The following is an 18,955-nucleotide window of genomic DNA, read 5'->3' as shown; positions in this document are numbered from 1 at the left end:
ATAAAGTTATTAAATATATTGATGGTATTAGTTTAATGATATGGTTGAATTGTCCTAACATGTCCCGGTGTCCCACTATGTCGATTGGGCCACCGGGACATCGGGACGTTAATTATTTAACCATCTTCCCACTTTTGATTTACTGACACCAATCTCTCTTGCAATATCTCTTATTGTTGCGCCAGAGCCATTTTTTCGCATCTCTATGGCCCTTGCTTTTAATGTATCATCATCTAATGTTGTTGCCAAAAGCGAGGCTTCATCGCAGAATTCAACAAATTGAAACGTTAGTAATGTTTCATCCTCCTCATGGCGATGCAATTCGCATTTTAACACATTACTGGCATCATACTTTAGTTCACCACTTCTACTGGGCTTGACCTGTTTTATATAGCGATAACCACCGTCAGCGCTTGAAACACCAACTGCAAATACAGTATCAGCAAAATTGCTTAGTTGTTTACTACCTGCTAAGTCATTAATCGTTAGCGGTTGAGAAGCGTGTCTTTTGGGCGTGTGTGCAAGTACAAGAATCGTGATGCCTAACTCAGTTTTAAGTTGTTTCAAAAGTTTCATCAACTCCATTGCAACCTGAACATCGGATGATGTTTGGGCGCTTAAAAATGTTATATTGTCTATTATTATTAGTTTAGCACTAATATCAATTATATCCATTTTTATTTTTTCCAATAATACCTTCTCAAATCGATTGTTACGGTCAACCACCAAATCCGTAAAATCTACGTTGTCAGTAAAAAGGTCATTGCTGAATTGGTGTACATCACCAGCCTCGTTGCTATACCTTTTTTGAAACTGCTTGTCGGATAACTCAAAATCGTAATAGATTACCTTACATGGCTCGTATTGATTTTCCAATGATAGTAACTCTGCACCCCGGCTAACTGCGTCAGCGATTGCAACAGCCAAAATGCTTTTACCGATACCTGTATCGCCAAATAAAATAGCCAATTCTCCGGAATGAAGAAAAACGTCAAACATCTTTTGTATCTCCGGCATATTTTTGGCATCTTCCATTCGTTGTAAGGCCGTACGGACACTTTTTCTTTCGGTTTGTGAAGGTTGGGTTAAAAATAAAGTAGTCGCTTCAATAATAATAGCGCTAAGTTCTTCTGCTGTTCCGCCTAATTTAAAGAAATCCGCAACATCCTTTCCTCCCTGCTCTATCACCCATTGAGGTAAAGTTATAGCTGGGCATTTCAAAGCATTGGAAAGTTCATTAGATCGTCTAATGCCGGTAGCGTCTGAATCGTACAGAACAGATGTTATCTTCATTCTGCTATCAAATAAGTTCTTCTTTATTTTAGCTGGCAGATCTGCCGTTTCGCTATTTAGGGTGATTGCGTTAAATCCGTGAGCAATCAAAGCGAGTGTGTCCTTTTCACCACCTGTTAAAATAATATCCTGCATTTCAGGGTATGAATCAAATGGGGTACCAAATGTGTAATTAATAGGTTTAACACCTGCATACCAAAATGCTTTAGGGTCAGGGCAGTAGATTTTTGCGTAATTATCACCCTTATAGGCAAACCACATTTTATTGTTCGGTTTTTCCTTTGTTATTGGATAAAGGTCTTCATCATAGAGAGTACTATAAGAGTCGAGTGCAACAACCCTATATTGATCTAATGTTGCACCGTCAATTCCATATTGTGCCCAGTAAGCAATCTCTGCAGTGGTGAAATCTGAACTTTTCCGATCTGAAAAGCTAACTTTAACCAAATTGTTTTCTCTGTCCAAAATGTCCGGTTGCACCCAACTACTAACAGTTGTGTTATCGAAGCTTTCCACTTCATTCATCATTGTGGTGAGCAATAGGTCTGATTCGATAACCGGGTCAATACCATAATGAAATGCGGCGAAATCAAAGACGTCACCGCAATAGGTTTCTTCTCCATAGTCTTTAAAACGCCATTCACCGAACCAATAGTAAATACTTAAGCTTGGCTTGGTATCGTTGTAAAAAGGGTTGAGAACCGCGCGACAACTTCTGTTATTATTGTTTAGTTTTAGATTTGGAATTATCTGTTTGTAGAATAAAAAGCCATCTTTTGTGGCTGCAAGAATTGTATTTTTTGTTAATTTATTATTTATAGCTAACATCTTATTCAAATTATGAAGTATTAATAATTTTACTTCATGTGTATTTTATTTCTTAGGCGCAGAAGTCCTGCACCTAAGTAGATGCGGTGGCGGGTAGCCGAAAGGCTTAAAGCCTGTGTTTGTTAATTATATTTTGCTCCTGACTTTTTTGGTGAAACCATTGTCGCTTTTAGCAGATCACTTTTCTGAAAAAATACTTGCCTACCTACTCGGAAATAAGTTAGCGTGCCATTTTTTTGAAGTCGTGAAATAGTGGGTAATGACACATGTAGAAAGTTTGCAGCATCTAACCTGGTCAAAAGGTCGTTGTCTTCAACTTTATTAACTGGTTTTATTGAGGATTGGCTTAGGGCTTCCAAAACCCCATTTTTAGATTCTGTACGTATTAATTCGGCCAGTCCCCTAATTGATTGTTCGATAAGGCTATTCCAATGCTTTACGGCTGTTTGGTACTCCTCGTGATTTTGTAACATTTAATAATTCATTTTATAATAATTAGCAATTTGTAATGGAACCTACCATCCGGCACAAATAGATTTAAAAATGTAAAAATTTTACAAGCTTTATTTTCAGTTTTTTCTATATTACAGCCAATGAGTTTAGATGATTTAAACGGGATGATTGATAGATCACTTGGTGTGTCAAGTATCATGAGCAACAAAAATAGCTTTAGCAAGATGCTTGAGGCATCAAAGGGAGTGTCCAACATTTTAGGAACTACCAACCGTATGTATGAATTGTTCGGCAAGTCGTCCGGGCTTTCTAACGCTCTTTCTGGAATGGATTACTTAGCTAAGGCTTCGACAATACAAAAAGGATATTTAGGAATTGGAAGTGCTGACTGGATATCCCAAACATCAGCCATTAGAAACATGGGGGTGCCGAATAACTTTTTCGCCATTAGTAAAGGATTGGGGGCAACACTTGCAAACTCTCTTTCTCAAAATATTGGGCAATTATCGGCATCAAACTTAATGATAAAGGGATTGGGCAGTACTTTAGGTAGCGTAGCAGGGAGTGTCATAGCAAATAGTCTTGATTCGGTTTTAGGTAAGCAATATGGTATATTAAACCAGCTAACACAAACAATACCTAATGGAGTTACTACCGCACGGTTGTCGCAGTATAGGAATGTCTTTAATACACTTGGAAGTTTATCGGCAAAAATTGCTGCACAGGGAGTATCAGGTGGCTTGAATAACGAATCATATAATTATTTTGAGGATGCTACTGAACAAGCGGCGGAAATAACAAATGCAGTTGTACAACAACAATCTGTTACCAGTGACAACATAGATCAATTATATATTTTAATTAACGATATAAATAAAAAAGTTGGCTCGCTAAATAAATCTGAATTACAAACAATCTCATTTTGGATTGGCCTGTTAGCATTGTTTTTATCGTTTTATCAAATTATTCAACAAAAAATTGATTCTTCCAACCCAAGTTCAGCATCAGCTACTAAACAACAGTTAATTGATTTAAGGAATGAGGTAATTGATGCTTACAAAAATAATCGTGATATATACTCTCCAGTAAGATTTACAAATAGGCGATGCAAATTGCTCGTAAAGCCACGGTTAAAGTCTCACTTATTATTATTAATTCCTATCAACGAAAAACTATCGATAATTAACACCAAAGGAAAGTGGGTAATGGTCACATGCTTAGATCAAGATAGCTTACCGGTAACAGGTTGGATTTTGAAAAAGTACTTAACCAAAGCCACTATAAAAGCTAATTGATTTTTGCGGCATACAAATTTCCATACAAGATCTCTTTTATGCACTTTTATCTTGTTTTGTTAACTGATAATCGACGACTTAATATTGCATACTCGCTTCTAAAACCAGGTATGAGGCCTTATTAACCTTGCTCAACTGATAACATAAGCGAGGGTATCGTCAGGACCACATACGTGTAATTCAAAATCGATCAAAAGCCTGTAAATCAAATGTTTACAGGCTTTTTGTTTTTAGCAAAAAGACCAATTGATGCATCTTTTTTCACTGTTCGGGTGAGTTTTAGAGCATTTTTCGGCCGCTTGCTAATTAACTCACCAAAAGTGTCATAAACAATTGGTTATCAACTTGTTCAAAAATTGAACATCTTGATATTCAGGGTTCCTAAATGTAGGTTTATAACAATTTTTAAACTAACAAGGGAGAGTTAATGAAAACTAAAAATTTCAATTTGCTTTTTTATCTGAAGAAGATAAAGGGCTATCAATCAGGCGAAATGCCTCTTTATTTGCGTATTTCTGTGGATGGGAAAAGGAGTGAAGCAACCATTGGGCGAGGAATCGAACTCGGTTCGAGTCCCGTCCAGTTTTATTATATAGTTCTTATTAGCTCGACCATCAGTTGAACATTATGTATGAAGCAATGCAAAAATTAAGTAAGCCATTCCTTAATAAAGAAGAAGTTATGGAATATTTAAGCATAAGTGAAAGTACACTTGGTCGATGGGTAGGTAACGAACACATGCCCTGTATAAAAAAGGGAAAGTTTACTTATTGGGATAAAGATGAAATCAATAAATGGATGAAAATTGAAGTAGCGTAAGCTCGAGCCTGATCCGAAAAGATCAGGCCTTTTTATGCTTTTAAGTGCCGAGGACGAACGATCTAAGGCTTAACTGCATAAGTGCCCAGCGAAAAAGAAAACCGTCCTCTCATCATATTTCAGCAACTAAAATAATCTTTATATCGACACATTACCGACAAAGTAAAATAGACTAACCATCCTAAAGAACATAAGCATTGTGTTTCATATAATCGCTACGTTCCACAACAAGAGTTGCCCTGATTATATAATAAGTGTTCGACTTGCAACCGGTCATGATGGACTGTCAATTGCATTTTTACACATTATTGCTGATGCTATTAATTGGAGGTCGATAAAATAAAGCACTTCATGAATTGTGATTAACGACGACAAAACAGTTAACTTGTCCAACGATCAAACTTCAAACGAAAATCTCCTTTCGAGTGGCACTGGGAACAGAAGTTAACGGTTATACCACATATAATTATGGAGTGGGATTTGGATTGGGTTTGAATCGTTCTTATAGCAATACAAAGCTCTTTTATTATCAAAATAACATGGAGGTAAAACGCACAATTTATTCATTAATTTTAATGTTGTTTTTTGAGTCGTGTGTCGATTCACCTAATTGCGATCAAATAGCTGCAATGTTAAAAGATCGTGTAGAATACAATTTTGTACTAACTGATTTGGATATCAACGGTCATGATGCATATATGGAAGGCATTGACCTTAAGGACAATTTAAACAAATCGTTCCTGGAGGGCAGTGGTTGGATAGCTAGAAACTCAAGTAAATTTATAATTGGGGATACTATTTACAAGCAAAAAGGTCAATATTCTATTACAATTCGACGTAAAAAAAAGACCCTTGTTCTTCCATGCCAATGTGGAATTAATGTTTATAAGGATACTCTAACTAACGAAAAGTTACCTACTTCGGAACATTAGAGTAACCACAACGCATAATTGTTAATAGTTTATTCCGCGCTGTACGATATAATCTTTATATTTGGAATAACATTTACAACCAGGGCTTATGAAACACTGGTGAGTTTTTGAATTTAAAAAGGGCAGAATCAGCCTTTAGTATATTGGACCGACATAATTCGATTCTTGTCAGGACCACAAAATTACTGAAATCAGTTATATGTAATAAAAAGTCAACTCTAACAAAGAGTTGACTTTTTTAATTTAGTCAACTTTTTACTCAAACTTTATTTGTTCCAAATACCTTGTCTACTTTTGTCGCCGTCAATCAATTGAACAACTAATCAGATACTTAGAGAGCGCTATCTAATCTGATTCCGAGTACAAGAATAACACTCGATAAACATACTCAGCCTAAAAACTGTAGCCTGCGCCAATTTGGAAACCCAGCCCAAAGCCGGCAAGATATCTGCGGGAGCTAAAAGCCATTGTGGAGTGTACATTGATATGATTAAATTCGGCAAATAACGTACCGCCGGTCGTATTAAAACCCGAACCGTAATCATTTAGATCCCGGTTAATTTGCCCGGTAACTTTGTTAAGGAAAATTTTAAAGCCCACGTTCAAGTCTGTTTTAGGGTGAAAAACGTACTCGGTAAAAATGCCATAACTAAGCATTTCGCTTCGGGGTGAACTCAGTATATCGGGGAGGCCATACACAGATCTGCGGAACGCCAGGTAATCGCCACTTTCTTTGGTATAGATCAAATCGGCGCCAAGTATTCGGAAATCGCACACTTTATTACTGAAATAAAATGATAACGAGCCGTTAAAGCCATAGCCGGTGAAGCCTTTAGAGATATGAATATCATTGGTGGTTGCGCCGCCGTTTCCATTGCTACTGCTGATGGTTTCATTCCGGGAATATTTCCCGGCATAAGCTATTGCACCGTAACTTAGGTTGATGTTTTTAAAAGTATGCGATTGGTAAACGTTCAGCACGCCGCTGGTTGCATCTCCCTGGCCGGAAGCGCCAAGCTGCTCTGCTAATACCCCTGCAATGTAAATCTTCCTTTTAGCAGAATCTTGCGATTGCGGTTTCATCATCAGCTGCACATCGTTTTGGTAGAGGCCCGGAGCGTAGTACTGCTTGGAGCACGATGACAAAAAGCAGGTCGTTGTCATGGCTGCGACAATGGTAAGGTATAGGTTTTTTTTCAATGGATTAATAATTGTAGTGCAAGTTAAAGTAATCCATTAAAATATTCATCATTAAAATCAATACAGTCTTCGGGCGTTAACTACAGGACATAAACATTGGCTGTGGTAAGCAAAGCCCCTCACCAAAAAAAACGCCGCATCAATTTACTTACATATTGCTTGATGAAATAAGAATACAAAACTTCAGAAACTTAAAAAAATTCGTTTGATCCCGTTTCTATATTCTTGTCATTTTTTACCGCAACTATACCCCATTTTCTTTGGCCTTTAAATTGCAATGTACTATAGCATGAAAAACAATGTACTTGTAATTGAGGATGAGCCTGTAATTGGCGAGATGATGTGTATTTTACTGGAGATGGAAGGGTACAAAGTGATCTGTTCCAACGACATAAGCTTTGCCAAGGGTAAATTGGAAACTAAAGATATAGCATTAGTAATGCTGGATCTTAAGCTGGGCCAGGAAAGTGGTGAAGCAATGTGCCGGTACATAAAACAACATCCAGATCTGCAACACATCCCTGTTGTACTTGTATCTGCAAATGCAGATCTGCAAGGTATTAAAGAACGTTGCCAGGCCGATGATTACCTGGCCAAACCGTTTGATATGAAAGACTTTGTTGAGAAGGTAAATTACTGGGCAAAAGATTATAGATTGACCGCGTAATATATAGGTTTACATTTGTAAATTTTACGAGCCTTTAGATGCAAATCAGAAGGCTTTTTTATTTTATCTGTTTTTTCCTGCTAAATCACCCTAAAGTATGACCTGTAAAATTTGCGGATTATACATTTTTGACGGAGATTTAAACAAACTAACGAAACATGAAAAAAGTGACAGGCCTGGGCGGCGTATTTTTTAAAAGTAACGACCCTAAAAGTATGAACGACTGGTATGCAAAAAACCTTGGATTAGGAACCAGCGAATACGGAACAACGTTTGAATGGAGGCATGCTGATGATCCATCGAAAACGGGCTCAACCAGCTGGTGTGCATTTCCGCAGGATACAAAGCATTTCAACCCGTCCGAAAAGCCTTTTATGATCAATTACCGGGTAGAGAACCTGGTTGAATTACTTGAAGAACTAAAAAAAGATAACGTAACCATCGTTGATGAAATTGCAGAATACGATTACGGAAAGTTTGTACACGTGCTTGACCCTGAAGGAAACATCATTGAACTTTGGGAACCCAAAGATGAATAATATAAACGCCCCCGTTATTATCCGGGGGCGTTTGGTTTTAATCTATCACAATACTATCTATCCCTTTTTCTACGGCGGTATCCTGTATACCCGGTACTTTTAAACCTTCTATACGGTATACGCTGATGTCCGTCATGCCAAGGAAGCCCAGCATAAACCTAAGATAGGGTTCTGCAAAATCGGCACTTTTCATGGGGCCTTCAGAATATATGCCGCCCGAGGGGATGGCTATATATAGTTTTTTGTTCTTTATTAACCCTTTCGGGCCGTTCTCGTCGTAGGCAAAGGTTACGCCCGCCCTGGTGATATGATCTATCCATGCTTTTAGGGTAGATGGGATGCTGAAATTGTAAAGTGGCGCACCTATCACAATAACATCGGCATCCTGTATTTCCTGTATTGCCTGGTCGGAGTGTTTTATAGCTTCCAGGCTCTCTGGCGTGCGTTGTTCTGCCGGGGTGAAGAACGAAGTAAGGTGTGCTTCTTCCAGGTGAGGGAACGGTGTTTTAGCAAGGTCTTTTGTGTTGACGGTACTACCGGGGTAAGTAGCTTTTATTTTCTCAACAATAGCATTCCCCAGTTTTATGCTCATAGAGGCCTCGCCCCTTGGGCTCGAAATAATATGCAATATTTTTTTCATCAGTTTATATGTTTAATGCGGTCAAAGCTATGTACATTTGCTTATAAAATATTAGTAGTAAGCAAAAGGTTAGTGGTAACCTTTAAGTTAGTTTATTAAAAATCAAATAGTTATAATATGAATCCACCAATAACCCGGTCAGAATGCAATGGCAGGCTAACCTCAATAGGCGATGCGCTTTATGTAATTGGCGGCAAATGGAAATTGCGTGTAATTGTCGCTTTAATGGAGGGAACAAAGCGCTTCAACGAGATTCAGCGTACCGTAGAGGGCATCTCGGCCCGTGTATTATCAAGCGAGTTAAAAGACCTGGAATTGAATGGTTTTGTGAAAAGGGTTGTGCATGCAAGCCAAACACCGGTGGTGGTAGAATATAGCATTACACCCTATGCCGATACATTAGGTGATGTATTGGAAGCACTATCCAGCTGGGGTACTAACCATAGGAATAAGTTGCGGAAAGAGCGATAATGCGTTACTTTTTAACCCTTAATATAGCCGGCGGAGCTAATGGCTTAATACTAATTTTACTTGTTAACTTTGCATCACATTATGGCAGATAAACAAAACGCAGCATCCGAAGAAAAAACGATACTTCACCCAAGAAACGCGCACCGCAACCGGTATGATTTTCAGGCATTGATAAAGGCGGTACCGGCCCTGCGTAATTTCGTTTCACAAAACGACCATGACGAATTAACAATTGACTTTACCGACCCGGAAGCTGTAAAAACGCTTAACCAGGCATTGCTTAAAAAACAATACGGTATTAATACATGGGATATCCCCGAAGGGTTCCTTTGCCCGCCCATCCCCGGCAGGGCCGACTACATCCATTACATTGCAGATATACTTGCCGAAGGCAATAAAGGGGAAGTGCCAACCGGCAGCACCATTAAGGTATTAGATATTGGTGTTGGCGCTAATTGTATTTACCCGCTTATTGGCCATAAAACTTACGGATGGAATTTTGTTGGCAGCGAAGCTGATTACATAGCTCTCGCATCTGCCAAAAAGATAGTGGAAGATAATGGGCTGGCCGCGGCTATCGACATCCGCAAGCAAACCACCTACGCCAATATTTTTGATGGTGTAATAAAACCCGGCGAAAGGTTTGATATGACGATGTGCAACCCGCCGTTCCACTCGTCATCAAAAGAAGTTAAAGAAAAATCGACCCGCAAGTGGAAAAACCTTGGGCAGGATAAGGGTGCCGAACTAAACTTTGGCGGCCGTAATAACGAGCTTTGGTACGAAGGCGGCGAACCCCGTTTCCTGAACAAGATGATCACCGAAAGTAAACAGTACGCGAAATCGTGTAAGTGGTTCTCGTCCCTCATTTCTAAAAAAACCACGCTGGATGGTTGCTACAAATCCCTTGATTACTATAAGGCTGCCGATGTAAAAACCATCAGCATGGCGCAAGGCCAAAAAACCAGCAGGATACTGGCCTGGAGGTTTTAGTATTCAACCAAAACTGTCGTGCTGAACGATAGTGAAGCACCTGATCTGCGACTTGTTTGCCGTTACCAGATTCTTCACTATCGCTCCGCGGACATCCTTTAATTAAGACCTATCCCAAAACATGGGTGGTTCAATGCCCAATGCGCGCAGGTAAACATAACCCTGGCCACGGTGATGGATCTCATTATCTATCATGTAAAAAATAGTGTTGATGATGGTGTTTGGGTATTGCCCAAATGCGGCTTCGGTTTGTTGGAAACGCTCTGCGGTTAATTGGGGCCATAATTCATCTATCTGGTCGGTTACCTCATCCCAGGCTTCTAAAAATTCGGCTTTGGTGGTTAATTGTACCTCTTCGTTAAAATGATCGAGCGCCGGGGTGGTCTCCCATTTGCTCGTAACCACACCATTAATGCCTGCGCTTGCAAGGCCCAGCATTTCGCCGGCAAGTATATTGTAGGTGCGCATGCCGCCAATGCTAAATTCAAAAAAGTCTTTCTCGGGGAACGCAACTATCACCTTGCGGCTTAAGCGGCGGTGCCCCTGCCAGTTTTGTAAAAGTTCGTTTGCTGTTAGTACCGATACGGTTGCGGTTGTTTCTGCTGTGTTTGTCATGGCTGTTAGTTTTTAATTTGTTTAACAAAGAAACAACCCGCCAATGACAGCAGTATGTCAGCAGGGTTTTAAGAATAAGCAATAAATAAAAGGAATCACTATTGTGCCAAAAATTCGTTAACCATCACCACAAACGTATCAGGGACCTTGCTCCCTGGCTTGGGATTATATGCCTCGCCAATGTAGCTGCCATGGGTGCCCGGCAATACTGCTAAACTGCCGTGGGGAAACAGGCGGGCCATTTTCGCGGCATGTTCTGGCGTTGGTAGATCCTGGTTGCCAATTACTACAAAGGTTGGCGCTTGTATCGATTGTAATTGCTCATCCGTCCAACCTTTAAATGTCAGCATCCGCTGCACATCTTTATTAAACATATTCATAAGGCCTTCTTGTGTGCCTATTTTCAGGTATTCGTCTTTATATATCTGTGGCATGTGGCTAAAGTCGGGGTTTTTAAAACCATCCCAAAAGCCGGCCGGCACAGCATCGCGACTGTAAAAGGCTGATGCGATGATCAACCTGCGTACTTTATCTGCGTGGCGAAGCCCCATCTCTATACACGTTTGGCCGCCATTGCTAAAACCCAAAATATCTGCCCTGTCTATCTGGAGCTGGTTTAACAACTCAGCTACATCATCAGCATCCTGCGTAAAGCTTTCAGGAGCGTTACGGTCGCCCGTGTGGCCGTGGGCTTGCATCTCAACCGCTATCACTTTGTGCGTTTTAGCCAGCAAGGGCATTATGCGACTAAAATTTGTTTTAATGGTTGAGCCACCGCCATGTATTAATACCAGTGGGCTGCCCTTGCCGTGGATCTCGTAATACATTTTAAGCCCGTTCAGCGTGGCGTATTTGCCAGCAGTTTGCCCATCAGATATATAGCTTGTCATAATAAGTAGTAGTATAAGGGTTAATGATTTTAGATATTGCATATGCATTCGTTTTACACACTTGTCTGCAGAAAGGGCACTACGCCGCCTTATCCTTACTATATTTATTCCTGTACTCTACCGGCGATAGGCCTGTTATCTTTTTAAATATCATTCTAAAAGCCTTGGTGTCGGTATAACCAACGTTGTACATTACCTCGTTAACATTCTCGCGAAGGGTTTCCAGGCTCATTTTGGCGGCTTCGATACGTACGCGCTGCATGTACTCCACAACCGTGTTTGAGGTGGCCTTTTTAAAGCGCCGCTCCAGGTGGCGGCGGCTAATGGCAAACATATCGGCAAGGTGGTCTACCGTTATTTTCCCCTGGTAGTTATGCTCAATAAAATCCTGCGCTTTTTTGATTACCTCGTCTTCATGGTCCTTTTGCCCGTGGAAGATGATAAATAACGACTGGCTGTTGCGCTCGATATCTATCTCGAAGATCTTTGATGAATTGATGGCCATATCCCGGCCGGCAAATTTCTCTACCAGGTAAAGCAGCAGGTTTAAAGACGAGTATGCGCCGCCGCTGGTGTAAATGCCGCCTTCATCGGTGATGATCTTGTAAGGCATCAGGTTTACATCGGGGAACATTTTTCTGAATTCATCTGCCATTAACCAATGCGTGGTACAACTGCGTCCTTTCAGTAAGCCCGTAGAGGCCAATATAAACGCCCCTATGCACAGCGAAACCACTTCGGTACCTGTTTTATATTGTTTAATTATCCAGGGGATAAAATCAGCGTTATCACTTAAAACTTTGTTCACGTCGCCATGTACCGCGGGGATAATGATGAGGTCGGTTTTGACAACTTCATCATAGGTAAATTCGGGCTTAATGGTGAACAGGCCATTGGTAAGAGCGGTCTCTTTACTTAAACCCACCAGCTGGATCTTAAACAGGGGCGCTTTCTTCATCCGGTCGAGCGTTTGGTTCACCATCGAGAACATTTTGTAAGTGGCCTCTATGTTGCTCAGGCTGGTTTCGCCCTGCGGGATAAGTATTGATATGTGTTTCATAGTTTCAAAGTTAGTAGGTATCACCGTCGCAATCAACCCCTTAGATTGTCGTAATTACACCCTTTTAAATATACAAAAGGCCTGCACCTTTGTATCGTACCAACACATTAATTTTGATGATAGAAATTTTTAAAACCAATGTGCGTGCAAAAAGCAGGAGCAGGCAGCTTATTCAGCAGCTTACAGCACAATTCCCGGCCAGTAAAATAAACTTCGACCTTGACGATTGCGACAGGATATTACGCGTAGAAGGCCGGGATATTTGTGCCCAACGTATCATCGAATTACTTAAATTGAATGGGCATTGCTGTGAGATACTTACGTAACATATTATAAACCTATAAAAAACAAAACCATGTCAAAGATTAGTGCTTACATCAATTTTAAAAACAACCAATGTGCGGAAGCTATGACCTTTTACCAGAGCGTATTAGGCGGCGAGCTAACCCTGATGCCTGTAAAAGAGTCACCCATGAAAGATAATTTCCCGGCGGAGGCACAAGGTGGCATGCTACACGCCGACCTTACCGGCAGCGATTTTAACTTGCTGGCTACCGATATGCATAACCCCAATATTGAGGCGGTTGTTGGGTTGGTATCACTAACCATAACCTGCGCCAACAAAGCCGAGGTGAATCAAAAATTTGCCAAACTGGCGGAAGGCGGTAAAGTTGTGCACGAGGTAATGACCTTTTTTGCGGGAACAATGGGCAATGTGATCGACAAATACGGAATAGGTTGGGGCGTGTTTACCGAAGAGCAATAACCCATAGAATTAAACTATAATGAACCAAAAAATTATAAGGGTAACCTATTGGGTTTTAACTGTATTATTTGCTTTGGCTATGTTGGGTGATGCTTATGGCGGTATCAGTAAACAAGAAGCCGGGCAGGAGGTAATGCGCCACTTAGGTTACCCCATTTACATTATGGTGATAACGGGTATCTTCAAATTATTTGGTGCGATTGCCATACTGCAAAACAAGTATAGAATTGTAAAAGAATGGGGATTCGCGGGCTTCTTTATCAACTTTACGGGGGCTTTTGCATCAAGGGCTTTTGTTGGCGATGCCGCGGGATTATTAGCGCCGCCTATAGTAATGTTATTGATAATGTTTATCTTGTATTACTTTTGGAAACGTTATCAAGCTATTAATAACCTATAACCATGGATACCTTAACCACCATTATTGGCATTTTTGCCGGGATAATTGTAGTAGTGCTGATACTGGCCGCTGTTGCCCCTAAAGGCTACAATATCCAGCGTAGCATTATCATCAACAAGCCCCGTCAACTTGTTTTTGATTATGTAAAATACCTGCGTAACCAGGACCATTACAGCAAATGGGTAATGATGGACCCCAATAAACGCATGGCCTATACCGGGACAGACGGCACCGAAGGCTATAATGCTGCCTGGGATAGTGATATGAAACAGGCAGGCAAGGGCAACCAAACTATAGAAAAAATTGTGGACGGCGAACGCGTTGATATCCGCGTGGTATTTATAAAACCTTTTGCCGGCGTGGCCGATACCTATATAGCTACCCAAGAGGTTACTGCCGATACCACTACCGTTAAATGGGCCTTTACAAGTAAAATGCCTTTCCCTATGAACGCCATGTTGCTGTTCATTAATATGGAAAAAATGTTGGGCAACGATATGGAAGAAAGCCTGAACAACCTGAAACGCGTTTTAGAACAACAATAAACTATTAAACCTTAAACTAAATATTATGAAAATTGCCATGATCATTATCCGTACGCTGATGGGGCTGCTGCTGCTATTCGCTTCGATTGTATTTCTGTTCCACATCCAAATGGGTAAAATGCCCGAAATGAGCGATGCCGCTAAAACCTACAATGCAGGCCTCGCTACTGTAAACATCATGACTATTGTAAAGGTGCTTGAGCTTATCTGCGGTATTGCATTCGTAACAGGCCGTTTTGTGGCGCTGGCTAACGTGATAATATTCCCTATCGCTGTAAACATTTTATTGTTCCATGGCTTACTGGCTCCGAGTGGGGTACCTGCGGCAGCGTTTTTATTTTTAGGCTGTTTGTTTTTGGCCTACTACTATCGTGCAAAGTATGCCCCGTTATTTACTGCAAAATAATTGGCCTAATATATTCGCGAAACTTTAAAAAAGGGCGCTAAGAAAAATTCTTAGCGCCTTTTGTGGTTAAAAACCGATAAATTAGCACATGCATAAACTGGCTTTCCTACTGCTTTTTCTTTCGGTTATCGCTTCGGATAATTCGAAGCGTAAACCCAATGCCGACAAGATCCCGACGATGTTTAAAGGAAACTTCGTTGACGATTATGGCATCCGTTATACGGTTAACGATACGTTGTTTATGCAGTTGCCGCGCACCAAATACCACATCAATAAATGGAATGTTAAAGACCAGTACATCGTAGCCCGTAACGACGACCAAAACCCCGGAGAGGGTGGCCTTTATACCCGGATAGACTACATGCAGTTCAGCAATATGGAGCCTTGGAAATGGGGTTTCTGTTTAAGCGTTTACGACGCCAAAACCGACCAGATAGCTGAAACCACCGCTAAAGCCGACCGCCAAAATCCCATGAAAGGCCGCAACGGTTTCCCCTTTTCAAGGATGAAAAGGAAGGAATAAAGTAAGAAGGCCGCACCAATTGGTGCGGCCTTCTTTATACAATGTAAAAGGCTAACTACTTACCCAATCGGCGTTTTAGCTCATCAATAGGCATGCTGATCATACGGCCAACTGCTTTTTTACCGCGATAGGTAATAACCTTCATTTGCGTAGCATCAATCGGGATGTTAACAATGCCGGTATATTTAGGGTAAAAATTATCCGGGTACGAATTATCGAAGCTGTAGTAAGTGTCAAGTCCCGGTACTTCATTAGTAAGGGTAACATTTAGGGTGCTATCTGCATTGCGGCCCGGTTTAAAGTCAGGGTCGTAGGCGCTTGGGGCATATTTGGTTTCGGCCTGATTAAAGCGGTCGAAGTGTTTTTCCACCTTGGTAAAGAACGTGGTAAAATTCTTTTTGCTCGCCGGCGACCATACGCTTTCTGCTACTGCAAAGCCACGTGGCCAAGTCATATACTCCGCCTGCCGAATGTTGTAAACCTGCTCTGTCCATAAGTTGGCTTGCCCGCCTTTTATCATTTTGGCATCAACACCTGCCGGTACCGGGTCAAACTCATAAGTTTTGTTCAGGCGAAGACTGGCGTACACGTGTGGCTCCATTACGCGGTCGCTTTGCATATAATCAAGGTAAACAAACGTAGTAGGGCTCATAACCACTTCGTGGCCAAGCTTTGCCGCCTCTATGCCACCTTTAACCCCACGCCAGCTCATCAAAGCAGCATTCGGGCCAATGCCACCTTCCAGTATCTCATCCCAGCCCATAAACTTCTTGCCTTTAGATTCTACTATCTTTTCAAGTCGTTTTTCAAAATAGCTTTGAACCTCTTCCTGTGTTTTTAGGTTTTCTTTTGCCATTAAGGCTTTAACCTGGTCGCTTTGCTCCCAAAAGTTTTTGGCACACTCATCGCCACCCATGTGGATGTACGGGAACGGGAACAACGCGGCAATTTCGCCAACCACTTTATCTAAAAATTGATAGGTAAATTCGCCGGCCGGGTTTAAGGTGTTATCAACAAGGGCAGGGTGGCCTGGTTTGCTCCAGTCCATGATTTTCTCGCCAGAGCGTACAACATATTTATCTGCACCTGCCGTAGCCGAAAGTTCCGGGTATGCCGCAACAGCAGCAAGGCTATGGCCTGGAACATCAACCTCGGGCAAAATATTTACAAAGCGGTCCTGCGCGTATTTAATTACCTCGCGGATATCGTCCTGGGTGTAAAAACCACCGTAGTTGCGTGCTTCGTTAGGTTTTGGTGCTATAAAATCACCAAAGCTACCCTCACGTTTGATATTGTAGGCACCAACGGTTGTAAGTTTAGGAAGGCTTTTTATCTCTATCCTCCAACCCTCATCATCGGTTAAGTGCCAGTGGAATAAGTTAAGCTTATATTTTGCCATGTTATCTATATAGCTCATCACTTCTTTTTTAGTGAAGAAATGGCGCGAAACGTCAAACATCAGGCCCCTCCATGCAAAACGCGGGTAGTCGGTAATGTCAACGATGGGAACAGTCCATTTTACGTTGGATACCACTTTGCCTTCAATTTGGTTAGGCAATAATTGCAACAGGGTTTGCACGCCGTAGTAAAGCCCCGCAGGCGTGTTGGCGCGGATGGTTATTCCTTTAGCCTTCGCAGATAAGTAGTAACCCTCTTGGCCAATAACGTTATCCGTGGTTTTGTTAAGTACCAGCTTAATAGCAGCATCGGCGGCAATGGGTTTTACCTTGATAATTTTACCGGTAGCCGTGCTGAATTTGTTTTTGATCAGGTTCAGTATCGGCGTCATTTCGGTTTGTGAAGCTGCCTGGATGGTCAGCGTTTTTGGCAAAGTGTAAGTGCCGGCGTGCTCTGTTATTTTAACCGGTTCGGGAATAATGGCAAGTTTGGTATCGGCCTGGCTAAAAGCGACGTTTGCCATCAGGGCGGCACCTACCAATAAGGATAATTTTTTCATGGGCTATAATTGAGGTTTTACAATTGAGGTAACAGCATGCAATTTATAACTTTTTAAATAATATTAATAAGTTTTTTGTACTTCAAAACGGTGTTCGTAACTGCCTGTATATTAATATTGGAAAAGGCGTTAAGGTTTTAGTTTTTTTATTAAATTGCCATCACAAACCATTAATTGCGCCTGCAATTATTAATCAATTATTAAAGCTAATTAAAATTAAACCATGTCAACCGACCGCAGAAAGTTTTTGAAGCACTTGGGTACCTCCGTATTGCTTACCTCGGCATCGCTCACCAGTTTGGCCGCTAAAGAAGAAAATGAAGTAAGGATAATGCGCGATGAAAAACGCGTAACCCCAAACGACAAGATACGGATAGCTACCATTGGCATGGGTATAATGGGGTTTAATGATACTAACGCAGCGCTTAGTGTACCCGGTGTGGAAATGGTTGCCGCCTGCGATCTATACAAAGGCCGCCTTGCCCACGCCAAAGAAGTGTATGGCAAAAGCCTGTTCACTACCACGGACCACCGCGAGATATTGGACCGCAAAGATATTGACGCCATAATTATTGCCACCAGCGATAACTGGCACAGCCAGATAGCTATTGATGCCATGAAGAAAGGCAAGGCTGTTTACAGCGAGAAACCGATGATCCACAAGATAAGCCAGGGGTTGGAGGAGATCCGCGTGCAGAAAGAAACCAAGGCGGTTTTCCAGGTGGGCAGCCAGCGCGTAAGCAGCATAGCGTACCGCAAGGCAAAGGAGATGTATGATTCGGGCGCTATCGGTAAGATCAACTCTATTGAGGCATCGTTTAACCGCCAAAGCGCTTTAGGCGCATGGCAATATACCATCCCTACTGATGGCAACATCCAAAATGTAGATTGGGCGCGCTACCAAAGCAATGCCGATGTGAAGCAAGATTTTGACCCCAACCGTTTCTTCCGCTGGAGAAATTACCGCGAATACGGTACCGGTGTTGCCGGCGACTTATTTGTTCACCTGCTTAGCGGCATCCATTTTATAACAGGCTCTAAAGGGCCTGAAAGCATTTACTCGATAGGCGATCTGGCTTACTGGAAAGATGGACGCAACGTGCCGGATGTAATGAGCGCCGTTGTACGCTATGGCGAAACTAAAGAGCATCCTGCCTTCCAGGTTACCTTGCGGGTTAACTTTATAAGCGGCGAGGGCGATAAAACCACTACCAAAATTGTTGGCTCGGAAGGGGTGATGGATATTGGCGGCGAGGGCGAAGCCTTTACGATCCACCAAAATAAAATGCCCGAAGCACCGGGCATTGGCGGTTGGGATTCTTATTTCACCTACACCGAAAGCGAGCAGAAAAAACTGATGGACGACTATAACAAACGCTGGACAAAAGCCCAGCAGCAAACGCCGCAGTTCCAACCGATAAACTACCGTGCCCCCGAAGGGTATAACGCCTCAAACGACCACTTCGCCAACTTTATGGAATCGGTACGTACAGGTAAGCCCGTTGTGGAAGATGCCGTGTTTGGCTTTAGGGCCGCTGCGCCTGCATTGGCCTGCAACGATAGCTACTTTGAAAACAAACTGATCCATTGGGATGCCGAGAATATGAAAATAGTTGGGTAGAGAGTCAAGACTTATAGAATCAAGAAACAAGACAGAATTTAA

Annotated in this window: 23 protein-coding genes; 15 read left to right on the top strand and 8 right to left on the bottom strand. The window is 41.8% G+C overall.

Translation table 11 applies throughout. The annotated features are described in order from the left end of the window. Nucleotides 1-108: 108 nt before the first annotated feature. Entirely contained in the window at nt 109-2,121 is a 2,013-nt protein-coding gene (locus ABIB39_RS02055) for an AAA family ATPase (protein ID WP_354426942.1), read from the bottom strand. Nucleotides 2,122-2,243: 122 nt separating this feature from the next. Then, the gene (locus tag ABIB39_RS02050) at nt 2,244-2,594 is read right to left on the bottom strand and encodes a helix-turn-helix domain-containing protein (RefSeq protein WP_354426941.1); all 351 of its coding nucleotides are present in this window, start codon (nt 2,592-2,594) and stop codon (nt 2,244-2,246) included. 120 nt (nt 2,595-2,714) lie between these two features. On the opposite strand from ABIB39_RS02050, the gene ABIB39_RS02045 reads away from it, so the two are divergent. The 4 genes from ABIB39_RS02045 (at nt 2,715) to ABIB39_RS02035 (ending at nt 5,620) form a co-directional block, all read left to right on the top strand. Further along, on the top strand, nt 2,715-3,869 hold the full coding sequence (locus tag ABIB39_RS02045) for a hypothetical protein (RefSeq protein ID WP_354426940.1): 1,155 nt from the start codon (nt 2,715-2,717) through the stop codon (nt 3,867-3,869). Nucleotides 3,870-4,296: 427 nt separating this feature from the next. Further along, nucleotides 4,297-4,491 (top strand): Arm DNA-binding domain-containing protein, encoded by a 195-nt coding sequence (locus ABIB39_RS23285; protein WP_502916141.1) that lies wholly within the window; start codon nt 4,297-4,299, stop codon nt 4,489-4,491. A 5-nt stretch (nt 4,492-4,496) separates the two neighbouring features. Further along, on the top strand, nt 4,497-4,688 hold the full coding sequence (locus tag ABIB39_RS02040; protein ID WP_354426939.1) for a helix-turn-helix transcriptional regulator: 192 nt from the start codon (nt 4,497-4,499) through the stop codon (nt 4,686-4,688). Nucleotides 4,689-5,113: 425 nt separating this feature from the next. Then, a complete protein-coding gene (locus tag ABIB39_RS02035) occupies nt 5,114-5,620 on the top strand; it encodes a hypothetical protein (protein ID WP_354426938.1) in 507 nt (168 codons plus the stop codon). A 393-nt stretch (nt 5,621-6,013) separates the two neighbouring features. Here ABIB39_RS02035 and ABIB39_RS02030 read toward each other — a convergent pair whose 3' ends face one another. Then, nucleotides 6,014-6,820, bottom strand: coding sequence for a hypothetical protein (locus ABIB39_RS02030; RefSeq protein ID WP_354426937.1), 807 nt, complete (start codon nt 6,818-6,820; stop codon nt 6,014-6,016). A 289-nt stretch (nt 6,821-7,109) separates the two neighbouring features. On the opposite strand from ABIB39_RS02030, the gene ABIB39_RS02025 reads away from it, so the two are divergent. Both ABIB39_RS02025 and ABIB39_RS02020 read left to right on the top strand, forming a co-directional pair. After that, nucleotides 7,110-7,487, top strand: a complete 378-nt coding sequence (locus tag ABIB39_RS02025) for a response regulator transcription factor (protein WP_354426936.1) — start codon at nt 7,110-7,112, stop codon at nt 7,485-7,487. A gap of 158 nt (nt 7,488-7,645) precedes the next feature. After that, nucleotides 7,646-8,026: a VOC family protein gene (locus tag ABIB39_RS02020; RefSeq protein ID WP_354426935.1), complete on the top strand. Its 381-nt coding sequence runs from the start codon at nt 7,646-7,648 to the stop codon at nt 8,024-8,026. Nucleotides 8,027-8,063: 37 nt separating this feature from the next. On the opposite strand, the gene ABIB39_RS02015 is transcribed toward ABIB39_RS02020, so the two are convergent. Then, the gene (locus ABIB39_RS02015; RefSeq protein WP_354426933.1) at nt 8,064-8,666 is read right to left on the bottom strand and encodes an FMN-dependent NADH-azoreductase; all 603 of its coding nucleotides are present in this window, start codon (nt 8,664-8,666) and stop codon (nt 8,064-8,066) included. A 117-nt stretch (nt 8,667-8,783) separates the two neighbouring features. On the opposite strand from ABIB39_RS02015, the gene ABIB39_RS02010 reads away from it, so the two are divergent. Beyond that, nucleotides 8,784-9,137, top strand: a complete 354-nt coding sequence (locus ABIB39_RS02010; protein WP_354426932.1) for a winged helix-turn-helix transcriptional regulator — start codon at nt 8,784-8,786, stop codon at nt 9,135-9,137. An 81-nt stretch (nt 9,138-9,218) separates the two neighbouring features. After that, nucleotides 9,219-10,130, top strand: a complete 912-nt coding sequence (rlmF, locus tag ABIB39_RS02005; RefSeq protein WP_354426931.1) for a 23S rRNA (adenine(1618)-N(6))-methyltransferase RlmF — start codon at nt 9,219-9,221, stop codon at nt 10,128-10,130. Between the two features lie 102 nt (nt 10,131-10,232). Here rlmF and ABIB39_RS02000 read toward each other — a convergent pair whose 3' ends face one another. The 3 genes from ABIB39_RS02000 to ABIB39_RS01990 form a co-directional block, all read right to left on the bottom strand. Continuing rightward, nucleotides 10,233-10,745, bottom strand: coding sequence for a DinB family protein (locus ABIB39_RS02000; protein WP_354426930.1), 513 nt, complete (start codon nt 10,743-10,745; stop codon nt 10,233-10,235). A gap of 98 nt (nt 10,746-10,843) precedes the next feature. Next, nucleotides 10,844-11,635 (bottom strand): alpha/beta fold hydrolase, encoded by a 792-nt coding sequence (locus ABIB39_RS01995; RefSeq protein WP_354426929.1) that lies wholly within the window; start codon nt 11,633-11,635, stop codon nt 10,844-10,846. 79 nt (nt 11,636-11,714) lie between these two features. After that, the gene (locus ABIB39_RS01990; RefSeq protein ID WP_354426928.1) at nt 11,715-12,695 is read right to left on the bottom strand and encodes a GlxA family transcriptional regulator; all 981 of its coding nucleotides are present in this window, start codon (nt 12,693-12,695) and stop codon (nt 11,715-11,717) included. Nucleotides 12,696-12,811: 116 nt separating this feature from the next. On the opposite strand from ABIB39_RS01990, the gene ABIB39_RS01985 reads away from it, so the two are divergent. From ABIB39_RS01985 to ABIB39_RS01960, 6 genes are all read left to right on the top strand, one after another. After that, entirely contained in the window at nt 12,812-13,021 is a 210-nt protein-coding gene (locus tag ABIB39_RS01985; RefSeq protein WP_354426927.1) for a hypothetical protein, read from the top strand. A gap of 29 nt (nt 13,022-13,050) precedes the next feature. Next, on the top strand, nt 13,051-13,461 hold the full coding sequence (locus ABIB39_RS01980; RefSeq protein WP_354426926.1) for a VOC family protein: 411 nt from the start codon (nt 13,051-13,053) through the stop codon (nt 13,459-13,461). Nucleotides 13,462-13,480: 19 nt separating this feature from the next. Then, nucleotides 13,481-13,861: a DoxX family protein gene (locus tag ABIB39_RS01975; RefSeq protein WP_354426925.1), complete on the top strand. Its 381-nt coding sequence runs from the start codon at nt 13,481-13,483 to the stop codon at nt 13,859-13,861. Nucleotides 13,862-13,863: 2 nt separating this feature from the next. Next, nucleotides 13,864-14,406: an SRPBCC family protein gene (locus ABIB39_RS01970; RefSeq protein WP_354426923.1), complete on the top strand. Its 543-nt coding sequence runs from the start codon at nt 13,864-13,866 to the stop codon at nt 14,404-14,406. A 25-nt stretch (nt 14,407-14,431) separates the two neighbouring features. Further along, nucleotides 14,432-14,812 carry a DoxX family protein gene (locus ABIB39_RS01965; RefSeq protein WP_354426922.1) on the top strand — a complete coding sequence of 127 codons (381 nt, stop codon included), beginning with the start codon at nt 14,432-14,434 and terminating at the stop codon, nt 14,810-14,812. Between the two features lie 88 nt (nt 14,813-14,900). Next, nucleotides 14,901-15,335: a hypothetical protein gene (locus ABIB39_RS01960; RefSeq protein ID WP_354426921.1), complete on the top strand. Its 435-nt coding sequence runs from the start codon at nt 14,901-14,903 to the stop codon at nt 15,333-15,335. 55 nt (nt 15,336-15,390) lie between these two features. On the opposite strand, the gene ABIB39_RS01955 is transcribed toward ABIB39_RS01960, so the two are convergent. Continuing rightward, nucleotides 15,391-17,292 (bottom strand): beta-N-acetylhexosaminidase, encoded by a 1,902-nt coding sequence (locus tag ABIB39_RS01955; RefSeq protein ID WP_354426920.1) that lies wholly within the window; start codon nt 17,290-17,292, stop codon nt 15,391-15,393. Between the two features lie 223 nt (nt 17,293-17,515). Here ABIB39_RS01955 and ABIB39_RS01950 point away from each other — a divergent pair, with 223 nt between their 5' ends. Beyond that, a complete protein-coding gene (locus tag ABIB39_RS01950; RefSeq protein ID WP_354426919.1) occupies nt 17,516-18,913 on the top strand; it encodes a Gfo/Idh/MocA family oxidoreductase in 1,398 nt (465 codons plus the stop codon). Nucleotides 18,914-18,955: the final 42 nt, after the last annotated feature.

Origin of the sequence: Mucilaginibacter sp. UYP27 (assembly GCF_040547175.1) — a bacterium.
Lineage (GTDB): Bacteria > Bacteroidota > Bacteroidia > Sphingobacteriales > Sphingobacteriaceae > Mucilaginibacter.
The sequence above is the reverse complement of the archived record's forward strand: the minus strand, read 5'-3'. Positions and strand labels throughout refer to the sequence as shown.